Raw genomic sequence first — 19877 nt, 5'->3', positions numbered from 1 at the left:
GCCAGTGCCTTGAACCCGACATGAAGCACATCGGTTTCCTGTCCTTCGGGCACTGGTCGCCCTCGCCGCACTCGGCGACCCGCTCGGCCTCGGACGTGCTCCTGCAGTCCATCGAGCTCGCGGAGGCCGCCGAGGAGCTGGGCGCTGACGGTGCCTACTTCCGCGTGCACCACTTCGCGCAGCAGCTGGCCTCCCCGTTCCCGCTGCTCGCGGCCGTGGGTGCGCGCACGAGCCGGATCGAGATCGGCACGGGCGTCATCGACATGCGGTACGAGAACCCGCTGTACATGATCGAGGACGCCGGGTCGGCCGACCTCATCGCCGGTGGTCGCCTGCAGCTGGGCATCAGCCGGGGATCACCGGAGCAGGTCATCGAGGGGTACCGCCACTTCGGGCACGTCCCGGCGGACGGCGAGGACGACGCAGCGATGGCACGACGCCACACGGCGATCTTCCTGGACCTGCTGCGCGGTGACGGGTTCGCCGAGCCCAACCCGCGACCGATGTTCCCCAACCCACCGGGCCTGCTGCGCCTCGAGCCGCACGCCCCCGGACTGCGCGAGCGCATCTGGTGGGGTGCCGGGAGCCGGGCGACGGCTGAGTGGACCGCCGAGCAGGGGATGAACCTGATGAGCTCGACGCTGCTCACCGAAGACACCGGCGTGCCGTTCCACCAGCTCCAGGCCGAGCAGATCCAGCGCTTCCACGACGCCTGGCGCGAGGCCGGCCACGCGTGGGAGCCGCGGACCTCGGTCAGCCGCAGCATCTTTCCGATCGTCGACGACCGCGACCGCGCCTACTTCGGGGGCTCGGGCGGCGAGGACCAGGTCGGCTTCCTCGACGGTGGCAAGGCACGGTTCGGCAAGACGTACGCTGCCGAGCCGGAGGCACTGGTCGAGCAGCTGGCGCAGGACGAGGCGGTGGCCGCCGCCGACACGCTGCTCCTGACGGTGCCCAACCAGCTCGGCGTGGAGTACAACGCCCATGTCATGGAGAGCATCGTCAAGCACGTCGCTCCCGCGCTCGGCTGGCGCTGAGCACGAGGTGGGCCCGGTCTCGCAGCCGATGCACTGTGGGTATCAATTCATCCAGAAGTAGTGTTGGACGTGGATGACCGATGCTTCCTAGGGTCGTGGCACACGCCACATCCACCGCTCGAGGGAGCCACACCGATGACCACGCTGACGCCGCAGGAGCTCGCCGCCCGTCTGGGCCAGGGCCTGCTGTCGTTCCCTGTCACCCACTTCGCCGCCGACCTCAGCGTCGACGAGAGCGCCTACCGCGAGAACATCGCGTGGCTCGGTCAGTACGAGGTGGCGGGACTGTTCGCCGCGGGTGGCACCGGGGAGTTCTTCTCCCTCACGCCCGCGGAGGTCGAGCAGGTCGTGGCCGCGGCGGTGCAGAGTGCACCAGAGAGCACCCCGGTCCTCGCTCCTGTCGGCTACGGCACCGCCACCGCGATCCAGCTCGCCCAGGCGGCCGAGCGCGCCGGAGCCGCCGGCATCCTGCTGTTTCCGCCCTACCTCACCGAGACCAGCCAGGACGGCTTGTTCCACCACGTCAAGGCGGTCTGCGACGCGACCTCGCTCGGCGTCATCGTGTACAACCGCGCCAACGCCATCTACGCCGACACGACGGTCGCCCGTCTGGCCGAGGCGTGCCCCACGTTCGTCGGCTTCAAGGACGGCGCCGGTGACATCGACCAGATGACCCGCATCTTCTCCCAGGTCGGCGACCGACTCCTCTACGTCGGTGGCCTGCCGACCGCCGAGATGTACGCCCTGCCCTACATCAGCCTTGGCCTGACGACCTACTCGTCGGCGATCTTCAACTTCGTGCCGCAGTTCGCGCTGGACTTCTACGGTGCCGTCCGCGCCGGCGACCACGAGCACATCCGCACCGCGCTCAACGACTTCGTGATCCCCTACTGCAACCTGCGCAACCAGGGCACGGGGTATGCCGTCAGCATCGTCAAGGCGGGCATGACGGCCGTCGGACGCACTGCCGGCCCCGTCCGCCCGCCGATCACCGACCTGACCGAGAGCCAGCTGGCCGACCTCACCGACCTCGTGAAGAAGGTGTCCTGACATGACCCTCCAAGGAACATCCATCCTCGGCGCCAACGACCTGCGCCCCGAGGGCGCCACGTTCCGTGCCGTCGACCCCGCCACGGCGAGCCCGATCGAGCCGCCGTTCGGCGAGTGCGGTGCCACCGAGGTGGCCGAGGCCGCCGCCCTGGCGTGGACCGCCTTCGCGACGTTCCGCGAGACGCCACCCGACGTGCGTGCCGCGTTCCTGGAGAGCATCGCCGCCAACATCGAGGCGTCCACCGACGAGCTGTGGCCGCGCGTGCAGGCCGAGACCGGTCTGCCGCTGGGCCGCGTCCAGGGGGAGACGGGGCGCACCTGCGGACAGCTCCGCCTGTTCGCCCGTGTCGTGCGCGACGGCGGCTGGCGCGGTGTCCGCATCGATCCGGCGCTGCCCGACCGCTCCCCGCTCCCCCGTCCGGATCTGCGCCAGCGAGCAGTGCCGCTCGGACCGGTGGCCGTCTTCGGTGCCAGCAACTTCCCGCTCGCGTTCTCCGTCGCGGGCGGGGACACCGCCTCGGCGCTCGCCGCCGGGTGCCCCGTCGTCGTCAAGGCCCATCCCGCGCACCCCGGCACGTCCGAGATCGTCGGCCGGGCCATCCGCGACGCCGTGGCCGAGCACGGACTGCCCGAGGGCACGTTCTCGCTGCTGCAGGGCACCACGCACGAGCTCGGCACCGCCCTGGTGACCGATCACCGGATCCGGGCCGTGGGCTTCACCGGCTCCCGTCGCGGCGGGCTCGCGCTCGTGGCCGCCGCCCAGTCCCGCCCGGTTCCGATCCCCGTGTTCGCCGAGATGTCGGCCGTCAACCCGGTCTTCGTCCTGCCCGGCGCCCTGGCCGAGCGCGCCGAGGACGTCGCACGCGGCTTCGTCACCTCGCTCACGGGAAGCGCTGGCCAGCTGTGCACCAAGCCCGGCCTGGTCTTCGTCGCCGACGGTGAGCCCGTGGACACCTTCGTCCGAGCCGCCTCGCAGGCGCTGCAGGACGTCGCGGCCGGACCGATGCTGACCGAGGGCATCGCCGGAGCGTACCGGGACGCCAGCGAGCGCACGAGCACGACGCCGGGCGTCCGGACCGCCGGCGACGGCACGGCCCCCGACGATGCCGCCGTCTCCGCCACGCCGCGCCTGTTCGAGACCACCGAGGAGGTGCTCGCCGAGCAGCCGCACCTGCACGAGGAGATGTTCGGCCCGGCCGCCCTCGTCGTCCGCGTCAAGGATCCCGCCCGGCTTGCCCAGATCGCCTCCGGGCTCGAGGGCCAGCTCACGGCCACCGTCCACCTCGGCACCGACGACGACGCCGTCGCCGGCCCCCTGCTCGGCGAGCTCGAGCTCGTGGCCGGCCGGGTGCTGGTCAACGGCTGGCCGACGGGTGTCGACGTCGGTCACACCATGGTGCACGGCGGCCCGTTCCCGGCCACCTCGGCACCGTCGACGACGTCGGTGGGCAGCCGGGCGATCGAGCGCTTCCTGCGTCCCGTCGCCTACCAGGACGTCCCGCCCGCGCTGCTGCCACCGGAGCTGCGCGACGAGAACCCCTACCGCCTCCCCCGCACCGTCGACGGCCACCTCGAGCCGTCGCCGACCCAGGAGTGACCATGACCAGCCAGCCGACCCCCACCAGCAGCGCGCTCTCCGGCCCCGAGGCGGCGCTGGTCGCCGCATCGGCCGGGCCCGCCACGATCGACCGCATCGCGCACGTCGCCCTGTCCAGCGTCGTCCTGCCGCTCGCGACCCCGATCAGCGACGCCAAGGTGCTCACGGGGCGCCAGAAGCCGATGACCGAGGTCGTGTTCCTGGTCGTGGAGATCACGACCACGGGCGGTCACAGCGGCGTGGGCTTCTCCTACTCCAAGCGCGCCGGCGGCCCCGGCCAGTTCGCGCACGCCAAGGAGATCGCCGACGTCCTCGTCGGCGAGGACCCCAACGACATCTCCAAGCTGTGGGTCAAGCTGTCCTGGGCCGGTGCGTCCGTCGGGCGCAGCGGACTGGCGACCCAGGCCATCGCCGCCTTCGACGTCGCGCTGTGGGACCTCAAGGCCAAGCGGGCCGGCCTGCCGCTCGCCAAGCTCATCGGATCGCACCGTGACTCCGTCCGCACCTACAACACCTCCGGCGGGTTCCTGCACACCCCGATCGAGCAGGTCAAGGAGAACGCGGCGGGATCGCTCGAGGCCGGCATCGGGGCCATCAAGCTCAAGGTCGGGCAGCCGGACTGGCGTGCCGACGTCGCCCGGGTGACGGCCGTCCGTGAGTTCCTCGATGACGACGTGCCGCTCATGGTCGACGCCAACCAGCAGTGGGACCGGGCCACCGCCATGCGGATGGGCCGCATCTTCGAGGAGTTCAACCTGGTCTGGATCGAGGAGCCGCTGGACGCCTACGACGCCGAGGGCCACGCGAACCTCGCCCGCGCCCTCGACACCCCGATCGCGACAGGCGAGATGCTGGCGAGCGTCGATGAGCACCTGCGACTCATCGAGGCCGGTGCCCAGGACATCGTGCAGCCGGACGCCCCGCGCATCGGCGGCATCACCCAGTTCCTGCGGCTGACCACCATCATGGAGTCCAAGCAGCTCGAGCTCGCACCGCACTTCGCGATGGAGATCCACGTGCACCTTGCCGCCGCGTACTCCATCGAGCCGTGGGTGGAGCACTTCGACTGGCTGGACCCGCTGTTCAACGAGACCCTCGAGACCCGCGACGGCCGGATGTGGGTCTCGGACCGCCCCGGGCTCGGCTTCACCCTCAGCGACCAGGCGCGGGCATGGACGGTGGCCACCTCCGAGCACGGCGCCCGCCCCTGAGCCTGCGGCTCAGCGGCCGGCGGGCAGCACGAGGTTGACCTTCGTGGCGCCGCCGCCGTGCGCCCGGGCCACGGTGATGGCCCGTGCCGCGTCCTCCAGGTCGAGCCGGAGTCCCAGGCACTGGCCGACCTCGATCGCGTCGGCCTCGATGAGACCCATGGCCTCGTGGAAGGAGGCGAGTCCGGGCTCCAGCTGGGCGCCGTTGATCCATGCGAGGGTCGCGTTGCGCCGGAAGGCCAGGAATGCCGGGTAGGCCGCGTCGCCGTACCGCTCGGGGTACCCGAAGAAGCCCGCCGTGCCGCCGTGGCGCAGCGCCTCGATGGCGTCGGCGCGGCACGCGTCGTACCCGGCGGCCTCGATCACCAGTCCGGCACCGGCCCCGCCGCTGAGGTCTCGGACGGCTTCCACGACGGACGCGTCGCGTGCGTCCACCGTGGTCGTCGCTCCCAGGGCTGCCGCGGTGGCGAGCCGGTTCGGATCGAGGTCGGAGACGACGACGTGCTCGTAGCCGAGCCGGCGCAGGTGCTGGACGAAGTACGAGCCCGCGGACCCCGCCCCGATGACGGCTGCGACGTCGCCGGGCGGACGCCCGAAGCGCTTCATCGCGAAGACGGTCGTGCCCAGCTGCTGAGCCATGAGGCCACGCTCCAGCGTGACTGCGTCGGGCACCGGCACGAGGTACTGCTCCGGGACGACCTGCAGCTCGGCGTAGCAGGCACCGAGCCAGCCCGGCGGCACGGTCAGCACGCGCTCACCCTCGCTGAAGTGCGTCGACCGGGAGACCTCCACGACGCCCACCCCCTCGTGCCCGGGATAGCCGGGGACGCCCAGGCGTTCGGGGCGGTGGAAGCCGTCGTGCACGACGTGCGTGTCCGACCCGCAGATCGAGGCGTGGTGCATCCGCACCAGGACCTCGCCCTCGGCGGGAGCCGGGTCCGTGAAGTCACCGACCTCGACGACGCCCGCGGCCGGCATGAAGGCCGCGCGCATCAGGGCTTGACGGCGAGCACCGGTCGGGACGAGTCGAGCAGGATGCGCTGGGCGGTGCTGCCCATCAGCAGCTTGCCGACGGCGCTGCGGTGCCTCAGCCCGATGACGATCACGGACGCGTCGACCTCGTCGGCCACCGTGAGCACCATGTCCACGAGGTCGTCGGCATGGGCGTCCTGGCGGACCTGGAGCGTGACCCCCGCCTCCAGGCCTTGGCGCTCCAGCCCCGCGACGTCGTCCTCGTCGGCCCGGGTGGCCGTCATGGGCGACCCCGACCGTGGGGAGTTCAGCACGAGGAGGTCCTCGCCCCGGCGACGCGCCTCGGACAGTCCCGCGAGGAACGCGGCGGCTCCCTCGGCTCCCGGCAGGTACCCCACGAGGACGGTCATATGAGCTCCTTGCTCTTGGACGTGCGGCCGCGGACGATCCGCAGCACGAAGGGAAGAATGATCACCGTGAGCAGGATGGCGACGAGGGTGCCCGAGACCGGCCTGGTCATGAAGCCCGTGGGGTCGCCGTCGAAGAGGATCAGCGAACGACGCATCGAGCTCTCCAGCAACGACCCGAGCACGAAGGCCAGCACGAGCGGCCCCGGCTCGAAGCCGAACTTCTTCATCAGGTACCCGATGCCGCCGAAGATGCAGACCAGGAGGATGTCGAACACGCTGTTGGCCACCGTGTAGACGCCGATGAGGGTGATGAGCACCGTGATCGGCGCCAGGATCGAGGCCCGCACCTGCAGGATCCGCACGAAGACGCCGATCAGCGGGATGCTCATGACCAGCAGCAGGAGGTTGCCGATGTACATCGAGTTGACGATGCCCCAGAAGAGCTCCGGATCCTCGGTGACCAGCTGCGGGCCGGGCGTGACGCCCTGGATGAGCAAGGCACCGAAGATCACCGCGATGGTCGCGTTCGCCGGGATGCCCAGGGTCAGCAGCGGGATGAAGGAGGAGGTCGCCGCGGCGTTGTTGGCGGTCTCCGGGGCGGCCACTCCCTCGATCGCACCCTTCCCGAAGCGCTCGGGGTGCTTGGACCGCTTCTTCTCATAGGCGTAGGCCGCCATGGACGACAGGACGGCGCCGCCGCCGGGCAGGATGCCGAGGAAGAAGCCGATCACCGAACCACGGCCGATGGCCCCGGAGGAGTCGCGCATGTCCTGACCGGTCGGCAGCACCCGCTTGGGTCGCTTCACCGAGCGGGTCAGGTTGGTGCGGTCCTCGAGGTTGTAGAGGATCTCGCCGAGGCCGAAGATGCCCATGGCGATCGGCACGAAGTCGATGCCGTCGCTGAGGGCGAGGTTGTCGAAGGTGAACCGCTCGGCGCCGGTGAACCCGTCGCGGCCCACGGTCGCCAGGAGCAGGCCGACCGCGGCGGCGGCGATCGCCTTGCCGCGATGGCCGCTGCCGACCGTGGAGACCAGCAGGATGCCCAGCAGCGCCAGGATGGTGTACTCCGGCGGTCCGAAGTCGAGCGCGAAGCTCGCCACGAACGGGGCGAAGAAGGTGAGCCCGATGATCGCGACCGTGCCGCCGATGAAGGAGCCGAGCGCCGCGATGCCGAGTGCCGCACCCGCACGTCCTTGTCTGGCCATGGCGTAGCCGTCGAAGACCGTCACGACCGATGACGCCTCCCCCGGCAGCCGCAGCAGGACGGAGGTGATCGTGCCGCCGTACTGGGCGCCGTAGAAGATGCCGGCGAGCAGGATGATGGCGGTGACGGGCTCGACGTTGAACGTGAGCGGCAGCAGGATCGCGACCGTGGCGGCGGGACCGAGCCCCGGCAGGACGCCGACCAGCATGCCGACCGTGACACCGATCAGGCAGTAGAGCAGGTTCTCCGGCTGCAGGACGACCGCGAAGCCGTCGAGCACGGGGGCGAAGTCCATGACAGGTCCTTTAGAAGAGGTGGGGGATCGGCGTGCCGAGCGCCAAGACGAAGATCAGGTAGAAGGCCACGGTGACGAGCAGGCTCGTGACGACCGACGTCCGCCAGCCCTCTCGACCGAGCACCTTCAGCCACACGAAGGCCAGCAGCGCCGCGGGGATCTCGAAGCCGACCGTGCCGACCGTCATCGCGAAACCGACCATCGTCGCCAGGCCGAGGACGACCAGCCAGCTCGTGCCGCTGAACTTCTCCGCGTCGTGGTTGCGGGGGGCGGTGATCGCCAGGCCCACGGCGAGCAGCACCATCGCGGCGCTGACCAGCGCAGGCCACGTGCCGGCTCCGGGGGCCGAGGCCGCGCCGACGCCGAGGTCGAGCGAGCCGAGCAGCCCGAGGACGCCGAGCAGGCCGACCACGACGGCCGCCGCGACGTTGCTCGCCGTGCCGGCGGCGGGCGGCTTCTCGGCCTCCCACTGCTCGACGAGCTCGTCGACCGTCGCGGCCTCGTCGGCCTCCGAGTCGTCGGGAGCCTGCGCCCCGGAGGCGTCGGTGGGGACCGACGCCTCCGGGGACTGCGAGGACCCGGCAGAGGTCACTGCTCGCCGCCGAGGTCGATGTCGTACTCCTCGATCAGCGAGCGGTAGCTCTCCAGGGCCTCGCTCCAGGTCTGCTGGACCTCGTCACCGGTGATCTCGGTCGGGGTGAGCAGGTTCTGCTCGTTGAAGTCCTGGTAGGCCTCGGTCTCGTAGGCCGCCTCGAAGGAGGTGCGGAGCTTCTCGATGATGTCCTCCGGCGTGCCCTTCGGCGCGGCGATGGCGCGAGCCTGGGAGACGAGCACGTCGTAGCCGCCCTCGACCGCGGTCGGCACGTCGGGCATGAACTCGTTGCGCTCCTCGGAGAACGTCACGACGGGCGTGATCTCTCCGGCCTCGATCTGCGGCATGGCCTCGCCGAGCTGGACCGTGGCCACGTCGACCTGGTCGCCCAGGACGGCGGTCAGCGCGGGTGCGCCGCCGTCGAACGGCACCGAGCGACCGGGGATCTCAGCGAGCTGGAACAGCAGCTCAGAGGCCAGCTGGCTGCCGGTGCCGACGCCCGTCGTGGCGTAGTCGAGCGTGTCACCGGCCTCCACGAGGTCGTCGACGGATGCAAGGTCGCTGGAGGCGTTGGAGACCATCACGTAGTCGTCCTGGGAGATCCCGGTGACGATGTCGTAGTCAGCGATGTCGATGGCCTGGTCCTCGGGCACGGCGAGCGGCGTGATCGCGGCCAGGGAGAGGTTGATGACCATGAGCTCCTGGCCGTTCGGCTCCTGGCCGTCCAGCTCCTGGGCGGCGAGCCCGCCGTTGGCGCCCGGGACGTTGACGACCGGCATGGGCACGCCGAGGTCGTCGGAGACGGGCTCGGCCAGGGCGCGGGCGATGAGGTCGGTGCTGCCGCCGGGGTCCTGGCCGACGCTCAGGTTGATCGCGCCGGAGGGAAAGTTCTCCGAGGCCTCGTCCGAGCTCTCGCTGCCGAGGTTGCCGCCGCACGCTGACAGGCCGAGGGCGAGCGTGGCGACGCCGACCAGGGCGCGGGTGCGACGGGGGTGGGTGGACGTCATGGTGACTCCTTCGGGGGACAGGTGGCGATCGCGCTGTGAGCGGGGTCACGCCTGGGGGATGCGTTGCACTTTAGGAGCCGCAATCATGCGTGTCCAAGCCCGGTTCGATATCAGGTGATACCTTGCCTGCATCATGTTCTCACTGGACCAGCTGCGTGGCTTCGTCGCCGTCGCCGAGGAGCTGCACTTCGGCCGGGCAGCCGAGCGTCTGCAGATGACCCAGCCACCACTCAGTCGGCAGATCCAGAAGCTCGAGCGCTCGGTGGGGGTGCGCCTGCTGGACCGCGACAACCGCCGGGTCTCGCTCACCCCCGGCGGGACGGTCTTCCTGGACGAGGCCCGCCGCCTGCTCGCCCTGGCCGACGTGGCACCGGATCGTGCCCGCCGGATCCAGGCCGGCTCGGCCGGCACGGTACGCATCGGGTTCACCGCCGCCTCCACGTACGGCACGCTCACCCGGCTGCTCAACGAGATCGGCGCCGCCCTCCCGGACATCGACCTGGACCTGTACGAGATGGTCACCGGGCAGCAGGTCGCCGGGCTGGCCTCCGGCGAGCTCGACCTCGGCCTGGCCCGCCCTCCCTTCGACACCGAGCAGTTCGCCTCGCGCCTGCTGCACCGCGAGGAGATGGTCCTCGCCGTCCCGGTGGACCACTGGATGACCATGCTGGATCGTGACGTCGTGGCGACCGACCTCGTGCAGGAGCCGATCATCATGCACTCACCGACGAAGGCGCGGTACTTCTACGACCTCGTCGTGCGGATGGTGCCGATCGCGCACCAGAACGTCGTGCACACCGTCAGCCAGATCCTCACCATGACCTGGCTCGTCGCCGGAGGTCGAGGTATCGCCTTCGTGCCGGAGTCGGCGATGGGACTGCACGTGGACGGTGTCACCCACCTCTCCTTGCGCGCCATCTCCGACCAGCCGGCCGAGCTGCACCTGCTGTGGGGCCGCGGGACCGACAACCCGGCCCTGCAGTCCGTGCTCGACGTGCTCAAGTGATGCTCCGGACGCATCACACCATCCGTGATGGGTCTTGGACGAGAATCGTTCACAGCCTCTAGCGTGGAACGGTCAGCCACCCCGCAGGCCAGGAGACCGTCATGCCAGGACCCACCATCGCCTCCGTGCGCGCCGTCCCGGTCGCCGGTCACGACAGCATGCTGCTGAACCTCAGCGGGGCACACGGGCCCTTCTTCACCCGCAACCTGGCCATCGTGACCGACAGCGAGGGTCGCACCGGCGTGGGCGAGGTGCCCGGCGGGGAGGCCATCCGTCGCACGATCGACGATGCCGGGGCCGTGCTGCGGGGGCGGCCGGTGGCCGAGCTGGGCAGCCTCCTGCGTGAGGTCGCCCGGCGCTTCGCCGATCGCGACGCCGGTGGTCGGGGCCTGCAGACCTTCGACCAGCGCACCACCATCCACGCCGTGACGGCCCTGGAGTCCGGGCTGCTCGACCTGCAGGGCCAGCACCTGGGGGTGCCCGTCGCCGAGCTGCTGGGTGAGGGCGTGCAGCGGCACAGCATCCCGATGCTCGGCTACCTGTTCTACGTCGGCGACCACGCCCGCACCGATCTGCCCTACGTCGTGGAGGACACCGGGCAGGAGTCCGGGGCCGATGACTGGGAACGGCTCCGACGTCGCGAGGCCATGGACCCTGACGGGATCGTCGAGCTCGCCCGCGCCGCGGCACAGCGGTACGGCTTCACCGACTTCAAGCTCAAGGGTGGAGTCCTTCCCGGGCACGAGGAGGCCGAGAGCGTCCGCGCGCTGAAGCAGGCCTTCCCCGACGCCCGGATCACGCTCGACCCCAACGGCGGGTGGCTGCTGGCCGACGCCATCGAGATCGTCAGCGGTCTGCGCGACGTGCTGGCCTACGCCGAGGACCCGTGCGGCGCCGAGGGACGCTTCTCCGGTCGCGAGACGATGGCCGAGCTGCGTCGCGCCACGGGCCTGCCCACCGCCACCAACATGATCGCCACCGACTGGCGCGAGATGGCCCATGCCGTTCGAGAGCAGGCCGTCGACATCCCCCTCGCCGACCCGCACTTCTGGACGATGCGGGGCTCGGTCCGGGTCGCGCAGATGTGCCAGGACTTCGGCCTCACGTGGGGCTCGCACTCCAACAACCACTTCGACGTCTCCCTGGCGATGTTCACCCAGGTGGGTGCCGCGGCGCCGGGCGAGATCACCGCGCTGGACACCCACTGGATCTGGCAGGACGGCCAGCACCTCACCACCGACCCGCTGCGCATCGAGGCCGGCGCGATCGCGCTGCCCGACGTCCCCGGGCTCGGCGTCACCCTCGACGACGACGCCGTGGCCGCCGCCCACGAGCTCTACCTCGAGCACGGACTGGGCGCGCGGGACGACGCCGCCGCCATGGCGCACCTCGTCCCCGGATGGTCCTTCGACCCGAAGCGCCCGGCGCTCGTCCGCTAGCGGGCAGCCCCTACCGGGCGAGGGAGATCGCCAGCCCGAAGCCGGCCAGCGCGATCGCCCACCGCAACGGTCGCTCGGGGAGACGTCGCACGACCTTCGGCCCGATCCACGCCCCCACCACGGCGCCGGACCCCAGCAGCAGGGCGGCCCGCCAGTCGACGTCCGCGACGAGCACGAACAGCAGGACCGCGGCCGCGTTGGAGGTCCCGGTGGCGACGTTCTTGACGGCGTTGGTGACGGCCAGCGGCTCGACGTGTCGCACCGCGAGCGCGGCGAGGGCGATCACGCCGACACCGGCGCCGAAGTATCCGCCGTAGGCGCCCACGACGACCATCACGACGGGCCAGACCCAGCCGGGCCCGGGGCGCCCCCGCCGAGCCACCACCCGCTGCGCCCACCGGCGCAGGCCGTCGCGTGCCAGCAGCAGCACCGAGCCGAGGGCGACGAGCCACGGGACCACGGCCTCGAAGGCCTCGGCCGGCATGGTGAGCAGCAGACCGGCGCCGAGCAGCCCACCGACCGAGGTCTGCGCGACGAGCGCCGCGATGCGACGCCCCTGCCCGCGCAGCTCGGGCCGCGAGCCCGCCACCGAGCCCGCGGCCGTGCCGACCATCGCCGTGGTGTTGGTGACGTTGGCGACCAGTGGCGGGAGGCCCGACGCCAGCAGGGCCGGGTAGCTGACGAGCGAGGCGAGCCCTGCCACCGACCCGCAGAAGCCGGCGCCGACGCCCGCGACGACGAGAAGGAGGCCGCTCACCGTCGCACAGGGGTGAGGAGCTCGCCGCGCTCGAGCCACGAGGCGACGTTGTCCAGCACGAGCTCGCTCATCGCGGCCCGCGTCTCGTGCGTCGCCGAGCCGGCATGCGGGGCCAGCACGACGTTCTCCATCGTCAGCAGCGGCTCGGGGACGTGCGGCTCGGCGGCGAAGACGTCGAGCCCCGCACCGGCGATCGTCCCGTCCACGAGCGCCGCCACGAGGGCCGGTTCGTCGACGACGCTCCCCCGTCCCACGTTGACGAGCACACCGTCCGGGCCCAGGAGCCGCAGCTCCTCGGCACCCACCAGTGCCGCGACCCCGCCTGGCGCCGTGAGCACGAGCACCTCGGCCCACTGCGCGAGCTCGGCGACCGACGGCCACCACTGCAGCTCGACCCCCTGCGCAGGACGCCGGTTGTGGTAGCCGATCTCGCAGCGGAACCCGGTCAGCCGCTCGGCGACGGCCGTGCCGATGCGACCGAGGCCGACGACACCCACGCGACGCCCCGTGACCTGACGGGTCAGGGGCGGCGCTCCGTCTCGCGCCCATCGTCCCGATCGCACATGACGATCCCCGGCACTGACGCCGCGCAGCACGTCGACCAGCAGCCCGACTGCCTGGTCCGCGACGGCGTCGGTGAGGACGTCGGGTGTGGTGCTGACGACGATCCCGCGGTCAGCGAGGGCGTCGAGGTCGAGCGCATCCGTCCCGACACCGAAGCTCACGACCGCTCGCAGCTCGGGAAGCGCCGCCAGGTCGGCGCCGTCCAGGCCGTACCGGGCGGTGGTCACGGCCACCTGGGTCGAGGAGCCGAGGGCGGCCAGGGCGCGGGGGCGTTGCGGGTCTCCCGGCGGTGGCACGGTGACGGCGGCGTGCCGCAGGGCGAGTGCGGACGCGAGGTCGGGCTGCAGGGGCGCTGCCACGAGCACGGCGGACGACATCGCTCTCCTCCTCGACGGGCGACTGACGCTAGCAGCGGCCACGCACCGAGGGAGGCTCACGCCAGAGCGTTGAGACGGTGATGACCAGACGGCATCACGTCATGCGCAGATGGTTGCGCCAAGCACCCGGTACCCACGGCACGAACCTGTGAGGATGTCGGTGATGACAGGAGTCCTGGAGGGGTTCGCGACGATCGGCGTGCTCATCGCCCTCGGCGCCCTGCTGGCGCACCTGGGCCTCTTCGACCTCACCGCCCAGCAGGTGCTCTCCCGGCTGGCGTTCTACGTCGCGAGCCCTGCTCTCCTGATCACGGTGCTGCAGGACACCGACGTCGACTCGGTGATCTCGACGAACCTGGTGGCCACTGGCGTCGCGGTGCTCGTCGCGGCCCTCCTGTACGTCGGCGCTGCGGTCCTGGTGTTCCGTCAGCCCGTGGCGGAGTCGACGATCGGAGCGCTGTGCGCCTCCTACGTCAACGCGGGCAACCTGGGCCTGCCGATCGCCGCCTACGTGCTCGGCGATGCGGCTCTCGTGGCCCCGACCCTCCTGCTGCAGATGCTCGTGCTGCAGCCGATCGCCCTGACGGTGCTGGACCTGGCGGTGGCGGAGGGGCGTCCCACCTGGCGTCGCGTCGTGGCCAGGCCGTTCCGCACCCCGCTCACCGTGGCGTCCCTGCTCGGCCTCGCGCTCGCCGTGACCGACACGACCGTGCCACCGCCCGTCGAGGACCCGCTGACCCTCATCGGCGCCATGGCGGTCCCCGGGATGCTGCTCGCGTACGGCATCTCGCTGAGGCTGGGGCCGCGACCGGGGTCCGGGGGTGGGCCCGCCGTCCTGACGACCATCGTGCTGCTCAAGCTCGTGGTGCAGCCGGCGGTCGCCTACCTCGTCGCCCGCTTCGCCCTCGGCGCGCAGGACGAGACCCTGCTCGCCGTGACGGTGCTCGCCGCCCTGCCGACCGCGCAGAACATCTTCGTGCACGCCACCCGCTACGGGCGGGGCGAGGTGCTCGCGCGCGACGCCGTCTTCGTCACGACGGTGCTCTCCGTCCCCGCCGTCGTGGTCGTCACCGCCCTGCTCACGTAGACGCTCGTGACGAGACGCACGCGGCCGAACGCTCGCGTCATACCCGGAGTATGTGACATTCTCTCGGTATGTCCGCGCCCGAGAGCACGACGCAGAGCACGACGCAGTGCACGACTCCCCCGCCCCTGCCGAGCACCACGGCGCTCATCCGCGCCTCGCAGCGACTGTCCGGACTGCCCGGCCTGACCGAGCAGTCCCTGCACTGGACGCACGAGGCGCAGGCGCGGCGCGCCACGGTGGCGCGCGACGCCCAGCGCCTGGCCAGCCCCCGGGTCTGGCCGGACACGATCGTCGGCCTGCTGAGCACCGGCCTGCGGGTCCTCACGACGGCGGCGCCGGGCGCTCCCTTCCACCTCGTCGCAGCGGTGGCCTCGGCCGCCGGGCTACGCGTCGAGCCGCCCAACGCCAGCGCCGGCACCCTCGCGCGCGCCCAGAGCCTGGTGCGCGCGGGCGGGCCTGCCTACGTGAAGCTGGGCCAGTTCATCGCGACGGCCGAGGGGCTGCTCCCCCAGGAATGGGTGCAGGCGTTCGCGTGGTGCCGGGACGAGGCACCACCGCTGGAGCCCGGGGTCGCGCAGCAGGTCGTCGAGCGCGAGCTCGGCGACCTGACCGATCGGTTCTCCTGGTTCGACGCCGAGCCTCTCGCCGCCGGCTCGATCGGGCAGGTGCATCGCGCCCGGCTCCTGGACGGGACCGAGGTCGTCGTCAAGGTGCGACGCCCCGGGCTGCGGGCCCGCTTCCGGGCCGACATCGAGACCCTCGCCCTGGCCACCGCGGCAGCCGAGCGGCTGCACGGAGCCGCCCGCTCGGCCAACCTCACCGGCTTCGTGGAGCTGTTCGCGCAGCTGTCGCTGGAAGAGCTGGACTTCCGGCTCGAGGCGGCCAACCTCGTGGACTCCGCCGCCGTGCTGGAGTCCCTCGGCGCGGACCACATGATCACGCCGCGGCCGTTCCCGGGCATGGTCACCGAGCGCGTCCTCGTCATGGAGCACCTGCCGGGCATCTCCTACACCCGACTCGGACCGGTCCAGGAGGTCGACGGGGCCGAGCTGCTGCACCTGGGCATCAAGGGTGTCGTCGAGGCGACGATCAGGAACGGCGTCTTCCACGGCGACCTGCACGCCGGCAACGTCCTCATCGACGCGCCGAGCGGCACGTTCTCCCTGGTCGACTTCGGCATCGCCGGGCGTCTCGATGCTCGCCAACGTGCCGGCCTCGTGCAGTACCTCGCGGCCTGGGCCGGGGGCGACGCCGCAGGCCAGATCGCAGCCATGCAGTCCTTCGGTGCCATCGACCACGACGCCGACGTCACCCAGGTGGTCGCCGAGCTGCAGGTCGAGCTTGACCTGCTGGCCGACCGGGCCCGCGGCGAGGTCACGTTCGACCAGCTCGGGATCACGCTCGGTCGCCTGCTGCAGGTGCTGGCCCGCAACGGGTTCCGCATGCCCAAGGACCTCGTCCTCTTCTTCAAGAACCTCCTCTATCTCTCCGGGTTCGCCGCCAGCGTCGCCCCCGAGGCCGACGTGCTGGCCGTCGTGCAGGAGATCCTGATGGACCTGCTGGCCGACCCGAGCACGGGATTCGGCCAGATCCTCGGCCTGGAGGCCAGCGCGTAGCGACCCGCGGACGACCGACCCTCGCTGGCACCCACGACTAGGCTCACGGCATGGCCACCGTCATCCTCCTTCGTCACGGCCGCACGACCGCCAATGCCAGTGGCGTCCTCGCCGGCCGCACCCCCGGCGTCGTGCTCGACGAGACCGGGCGGGAGCAGGTCGCCCGCGCGGGCGAGCGGCTGGCCTCCGTACCGCTCGTCGGTGTCGTCTCCAGCCCGCTGGAGCGCTGCCGCGAGACGGCGCAGGCCGTGCTCGAGCGTCAGTCCGGGCCGACGCCGTTGTCGATCGAGAACGGCGTCAACGAGTGTGACTACGGCGACTGGCAGGACCGGTCCCTCGCCGACCTCGCCAAGGAGGACCTCTGGTCCGTCGTGCAGAACCAGCCGTCTGCCGTGACCTTTCCCGGCGGAGAGTCGATGCCCGCGATGCAGGCTCGTGCCGTGGCTGCCGTCCGCGAGAACGATGCCGCCTTCGAGGCCGAGCACGGGTCCGGCGCGGTCTGGGCTGCGGTGAGTCACGGCGACATCATCAAGGCGGTCCTCGCCGACGCCCTCGGCATGCACCTGGACCTGTTCCAGCGCATCAGCGTCAACCCTGCCTCGGTCTCGATCGTGCACTACTCGAGCGCCCGCCCCACGGTCGTCCTGATGAACACGGACGCCGGCGACCTCTCCTGGCTGGCCGCGGCCGCACCCACCACGGACGCCGCCGTCGGCGGTGGCGCCGGCCACGCCACCACCTGACCGGCCCACCGGCGCACCCGGACGACGCCCGAGGCCCCGGGCAGAGCTCTCCTGCGGTCAGACCGTGACGGGCCTGAAGCGGTCGTGCAGTCTCGGTCGTCGTCGGGAGTCGAGCGTGGGTGGCGGGACGAGGGCGGGGTGTCCGCGTTCGTTGAAGGTGATGTCCCAGCCGTCGGCGTGCAGGATGCGGTGGTGGTGGGGGCAGAGGAGGACGCCGTCCTGAAGGTCGGTGCCGCCGCCGTCGGCCCAGGTGCGTCTTGCGTGGTGGGCGACGCACCAGCCGGGTGGTCTGTCGCAGCCGGGAAAGACGCAGCCGCGGTCGCGCAGGGCGAGGCCTTGGCGCTGGTGGAGGGTGAAGAGTCGCTTGTCGCGTCCCAGGTCCAGCGGGAGCGACTCACCGCCGAGGACCGCGGGAAGCAACCGGTGCTCACACGCCATCCGCCTGGCTTGGCCGGCGGAGATCCTCTCGCCGGTCGACAGCGTCGCCACCTTCATCTTCTCGATGAGCGTCTGGTGGTCGAGGTTGATGGTCAGGATCGGTCCGAGGTTGTTGGTCTCGGGCAGCTTCTCGGTGGGCAGGAGCTCGCACAGGTAGGTGAAGGCCCAGCCTTGCCGGGTCCGGTAGCTCGGTCGCTCGTCGAGGAGGACCTCGCCGGACCTTCGGGAGAGTCGCGTGGGGCTGGCGATCTCGACCTGGGGTGCGCACAGGGCGTCCATCGCGACCCGAAGGTGGGCGGCTTGGGCTTCCGGGATGGTGAATCCGCCCTTGACCAGCCCGTCCACGGCCGGGCCCATCCAGAAGTCGGCGTTGTCCCAGGCTCGCTTCTCACGCGCCGCAACGAGATTGTTCTCCGCTGCATCCAGGTCGGACTTGTCCCCGGTCTCGTCCTCGGTGGTGGTGAGGAAGTGGCCCACGACCCGGTCGGCGTGGCGCTCGAACAGCTTGAGGTCCATCCGGGGTGCGTCCTCGACCAGCTGCGTCTCACACGCCTCACGTTGCACAGGGGTGACGGTCTTGGGGAGCTGGTCCAGGGCCCGGCTGATCGACCTCACCTGCCGCGCACTCAAGCATCCGTTGGCCATCGCCTGATGGGTCTGGGGCGTCGTGGTGATCTGCTTGGCCTGTCGCACCACGGCATCGGCACCACGACGGTCCCGGCCGAAGTCACCAGCCAACAGGGAGCCGGTGCTGCTCGCGCCCTCGCGACGGGCCGCTCCGGAGGACTCCACCGCGGCCACGGCCGCCAGCTCATGAGCAGTCACTCGGGCCTTGAGCCTCGCCAGCGAGCCAGCCGCCTCACGCTGCTCCCGGCCCGCCAGACCCGAGTACACCTGAGTGGGAAGCGCATCGAGCAGGGCATGCACCCGCGCGAGCGTCGCCACCACGTCACCAGCGGTGACGGGCTGCTGCTCCAGCAGGGGTGCGGCCATCGGGCTCTGCCTCCGAACATCCGTTATCGAGTGGATGTTCCCATCATAGAACCCACCACCGACACCCACCACAGCCATGAAACCGACCTGTGGGCCACAATCCCAGCCCCCGGCACAGCGACGGTGCCCCCGGCGCACGGTGGAGGTCGGCACCTCGTCCTAGCATGGAGGCATGGCCACCACCGTCCACGGATTCGACTGGCCCGACCGCTTCGTCGTCGGCACCGTCGGCAACCCCGGGGAGCGAACGTTCTACCTCCAGGCCCGGGCGGGTGAGGAGATGATGTCGATCGCCTTGGAGAAGGAGCAGGCGGCCGCCCTGGCCGAGCGCCTGGAGGAGGTGCTCGACTCGCTCATGGCCGAGGACGGCAACCCCTTCAGCATCCCGGCCCTCACTCCCGACGGCCTCGTGGACAACGATCCGCTCGACCAGCCGGTCGTCGAGCACTTCCGTACCGGGGTCATGAGCCTGGGGTGGGACCCCACCACCGCTCAGGTCGTGATCGAGGCGTTCCCCCTTCCGGTCGTGGACGACGAGGCGATCGACGCCGACGAGTCCGAGCCCGCGGAGGTCTTCGTCGTGCGCATCCCCGTCGGAGCGGCCCGAGCCTTCGCCAAGCGCACCCGTGAGGTGGTCGGCGCCGGCCGCCCCATCTGCTCGCTGTGCAAGGTGCCGATGGACCCCGACCACGTCTGCACGCTGCCCGACGAGTTCCAGTGAGCGGTGGCCTGGACCTGCCGGACGGAGAGCTCGCGCTGACCGGTCGGATCATGCCGGCGTCCAACGCCACCTTCGTCGGGGAGATCGACGGGGTCACCGTCGTCTACAAGCCGGTGGCGGGAGAGCGCCCACTCTGGGACTTTCCCGACGGCAACCTGGCGCGTCGCGAGGTCGCGGCCTTCGTCGTGTCGGAGGCGTTCGGCTGGGACGTCGTGCCACCCACCTGGCTGCGCGAGGGGCCGCACGGCGTCGGCATGGTTCAGCTGTGGCGTGAGCCCGACGTGGAGCAGGAGGCCGTGACGATCGTCCCGGAGGGGACGGTGCCCTCGGGATGGAAGCACGTCTTCGACGGCGTCGACGGCCACAACACCGCCGTCTCCCTCGTCCACGAGGACTCCCCCGCCCTGCGTCGCATGGCAGTGCTGGACGTCGTCACCAACAACGCCGACCGCAAGGGTGGGCACGTGCTGGAGATGACCGACGGTCACCGGCACGGCATCGACCACGGCCTGACCTTCCACACCGACCACAAGCTGCGCACGGTGCTCTGGGGCTGGCTCGGCGAGCCGCTGACCGACGACGAGGTGGACGGCGTGCAACGCGTCCGCGACCTGCTGGACGGGCCCCTCGGCAAGGCCCTTCGAGCGCTGCTCACCGAGACCGAGGTGACGGCGCTCGTCGCACGCTGCGACCACCTGCTCGCCCTTCGAGCCTTCCCCGAGCCCGCCGGGGAGATGCCCGCCGTCCCCTGGCCGCCGTTCTGA

The 19877-nt window shown here is 71.3% G+C and carries 19 protein-coding genes; 11 read left to right on the top strand and 8 right to left on the bottom strand.

The genetic code is table 11. The features are described from left to right. The first annotated feature begins 20 nt into the window (after positions 1 to 20). The 4 genes from ACHAAC_RS13870 to ACHAAC_RS13855 all read left to right on the top strand — a co-directional run bounded on the left by ACHAAC_RS13870 (position 21) and on the right by ACHAAC_RS13855 (position 4895). Complete coding sequence (locus tag ACHAAC_RS13870) at positions 21 to 1037, top strand: LLM class flavin-dependent oxidoreductase (protein WP_435716873.1); 1017 nt, start codon at positions 21 to 23, stop codon at positions 1035 to 1037. Between the two features lie 135 nt (positions 1038 to 1172). After that, on the top strand, positions 1173 to 2087 hold the full coding sequence (gene kdgD / locus ACHAAC_RS13865) for a 5-dehydro-4-deoxyglucarate dehydratase (protein WP_435716872.1): 915 nt from the start codon (positions 1173 to 1175) through the stop codon (positions 2085 to 2087). Between the two features lies 1 nt (position 2088). Further along, positions 2089 to 3684 (top strand): aldehyde dehydrogenase (NADP(+)), encoded by a 1596-nt coding sequence (locus tag ACHAAC_RS13860; protein ID WP_435716871.1) that lies wholly within the window; start codon positions 2089 to 2091, stop codon positions 3682 to 3684. Between the two features lie 2 nt (positions 3685 to 3686). After that, on the top strand, positions 3687 to 4895 hold the full coding sequence (locus ACHAAC_RS13855; RefSeq protein WP_435716870.1) for an L-talarate/galactarate dehydratase: 1209 nt from the start codon (positions 3687 to 3689) through the stop codon (positions 4893 to 4895). Positions 4896 to 4904: 9 nt separating this feature from the next. On the opposite strand, the gene ACHAAC_RS13850 is transcribed toward ACHAAC_RS13855, so the two are convergent. The 5 genes from ACHAAC_RS13850 to ACHAAC_RS13830 are packed head-to-tail and all read right to left on the bottom strand — an operon-like array spanning position 4905 to position 9372. After that, a complete protein-coding gene (locus ACHAAC_RS13850) occupies positions 4905 to 5885 on the bottom strand; it encodes a zinc-dependent alcohol dehydrogenase (protein ID WP_435716869.1) in 981 nt (326 codons plus the stop codon). Then, positions 5885 to 6274 (bottom strand): universal stress protein, encoded by a 390-nt coding sequence (locus tag ACHAAC_RS13845; RefSeq protein ID WP_435716868.1) that lies wholly within the window; start codon positions 6272 to 6274, stop codon positions 5885 to 5887. Before ACHAAC_RS13845 ends, ACHAAC_RS13850 begins: the two co-directional genes overlap by 1 nt. Further along, positions 6271 to 7773: a tripartite tricarboxylate transporter permease gene (locus ACHAAC_RS13840; RefSeq protein ID WP_435716867.1), complete on the bottom strand. Its 1503-nt coding sequence runs from the start codon at positions 7771 to 7773 to the stop codon at positions 6271 to 6273. Before ACHAAC_RS13840 ends, ACHAAC_RS13845 begins: the two co-directional genes overlap by 4 nt. Positions 7774 to 7783: 10 nt before the next feature. Beyond that, entirely contained in the window at positions 7784 to 8365 is a 582-nt protein-coding gene (locus tag ACHAAC_RS13835; protein ID WP_435716866.1) for a tripartite tricarboxylate transporter TctB family protein, read from the bottom strand. Then, positions 8362 to 9372 (bottom strand): Bug family tripartite tricarboxylate transporter substrate binding protein, encoded by a 1011-nt coding sequence (locus ACHAAC_RS13830; protein ID WP_435716865.1) that lies wholly within the window; start codon positions 9370 to 9372, stop codon positions 8362 to 8364. The genes ACHAAC_RS13835 and ACHAAC_RS13830 overlap by 4 nt, the downstream gene beginning before the upstream one ends. 133 nt (positions 9373 to 9505) lie before the next feature. On the opposite strand from ACHAAC_RS13830, the gene ACHAAC_RS13825 reads away from it, so the two are divergent. After that, positions 9506 to 10378, top strand: a complete 873-nt coding sequence (locus ACHAAC_RS13825) for a LysR substrate-binding domain-containing protein (protein ID WP_435716864.1) — start codon at positions 9506 to 9508, stop codon at positions 10376 to 10378. Between the two features lie 101 nt (positions 10379 to 10479). Further along, a complete protein-coding gene (locus ACHAAC_RS13820) occupies positions 10480 to 11817 on the top strand; it encodes an enolase C-terminal domain-like protein (protein WP_435716863.1) in 1338 nt (445 codons plus the stop codon). A gap of 10 nt (positions 11818 to 11827) precedes the next feature. Here ACHAAC_RS13820 and ACHAAC_RS13815 read toward each other — a convergent pair whose 3' ends face one another. Both ACHAAC_RS13815 and ACHAAC_RS13810 read right to left on the bottom strand, forming a co-directional pair. After that, entirely contained in the window at positions 11828 to 12574 is a 747-nt protein-coding gene (locus ACHAAC_RS13815; protein WP_435716862.1) for a sulfite exporter TauE/SafE family protein, read from the bottom strand. Then, on the bottom strand, positions 12571 to 13515 hold the full coding sequence (locus ACHAAC_RS13810; protein ID WP_435716861.1) for a 2-hydroxyacid dehydrogenase: 945 nt from the start codon (positions 13513 to 13515) through the stop codon (positions 12571 to 12573). Before ACHAAC_RS13810 ends, ACHAAC_RS13815 begins: the two co-directional genes overlap by 4 nt. A gap of 163 nt (positions 13516 to 13678) precedes the next feature. Between ACHAAC_RS13810 and ACHAAC_RS13805 the strand changes: the two genes are divergently transcribed. The 3 genes from ACHAAC_RS13805 to ACHAAC_RS13795 all read left to right on the top strand — a co-directional run bounded on the left by ACHAAC_RS13805 (position 13679) and on the right by ACHAAC_RS13795 (position 16961). Next, entirely contained in the window at positions 13679 to 14602 is a 924-nt protein-coding gene (locus tag ACHAAC_RS13805) for an AEC family transporter (RefSeq protein ID WP_435716860.1), read from the top strand. Positions 14603 to 14670: 68 nt separating this feature from the next. Then, a complete protein-coding gene (locus tag ACHAAC_RS13800) occupies positions 14671 to 16218 on the top strand; it encodes an ABC1 kinase family protein (protein ID WP_435716859.1) in 1548 nt (515 codons plus the stop codon). A 50-nt stretch (positions 16219 to 16268) separates the two neighbouring features. After that, the gene (locus ACHAAC_RS13795) at positions 16269 to 16961 is read left to right on the top strand and encodes a histidine phosphatase family protein (RefSeq protein WP_435716858.1); all 693 of its coding nucleotides are present in this window, start codon (positions 16269 to 16271) and stop codon (positions 16959 to 16961) included. Positions 16962 to 17018: 57 nt separating this feature from the next. Here ACHAAC_RS13795 and ACHAAC_RS13790 read toward each other — a convergent pair whose 3' ends face one another. Further along, positions 17019 to 18392 (bottom strand): DUF222 domain-containing protein, encoded by a 1374-nt coding sequence (locus tag ACHAAC_RS13790; RefSeq protein WP_435716857.1) that lies wholly within the window; start codon positions 18390 to 18392, stop codon positions 17019 to 17021. 172 nt (positions 18393 to 18564) lie between these two features. Between ACHAAC_RS13790 and ACHAAC_RS13785 the strand changes: the two genes are divergently transcribed. Further along, entirely contained in the window at positions 18565 to 19113 is a 549-nt protein-coding gene (locus ACHAAC_RS13785; protein ID WP_435716856.1) for a DUF3090 domain-containing protein, read from the top strand. Continuing rightward, positions 19110 to 19877 (top strand): SCO1664 family protein, encoded by a 768-nt coding sequence (locus ACHAAC_RS13780; protein WP_435716855.1) that lies wholly within the window; start codon positions 19110 to 19112, stop codon positions 19875 to 19877. Before ACHAAC_RS13785 ends, ACHAAC_RS13780 begins: the two co-directional genes overlap by 4 nt.

The sequence above is a fragment of the Aeromicrobium sp. CF4.19 genome (assembly GCF_051262555.1).
GTDB lineage: Bacteria > Actinomycetota > Actinomycetes > Propionibacteriales > Nocardioidaceae > Aeromicrobium.
The sequence above is the reverse complement of the archived record's forward strand: the minus strand, read 5'-3'. Positions and strand labels throughout refer to the sequence as shown.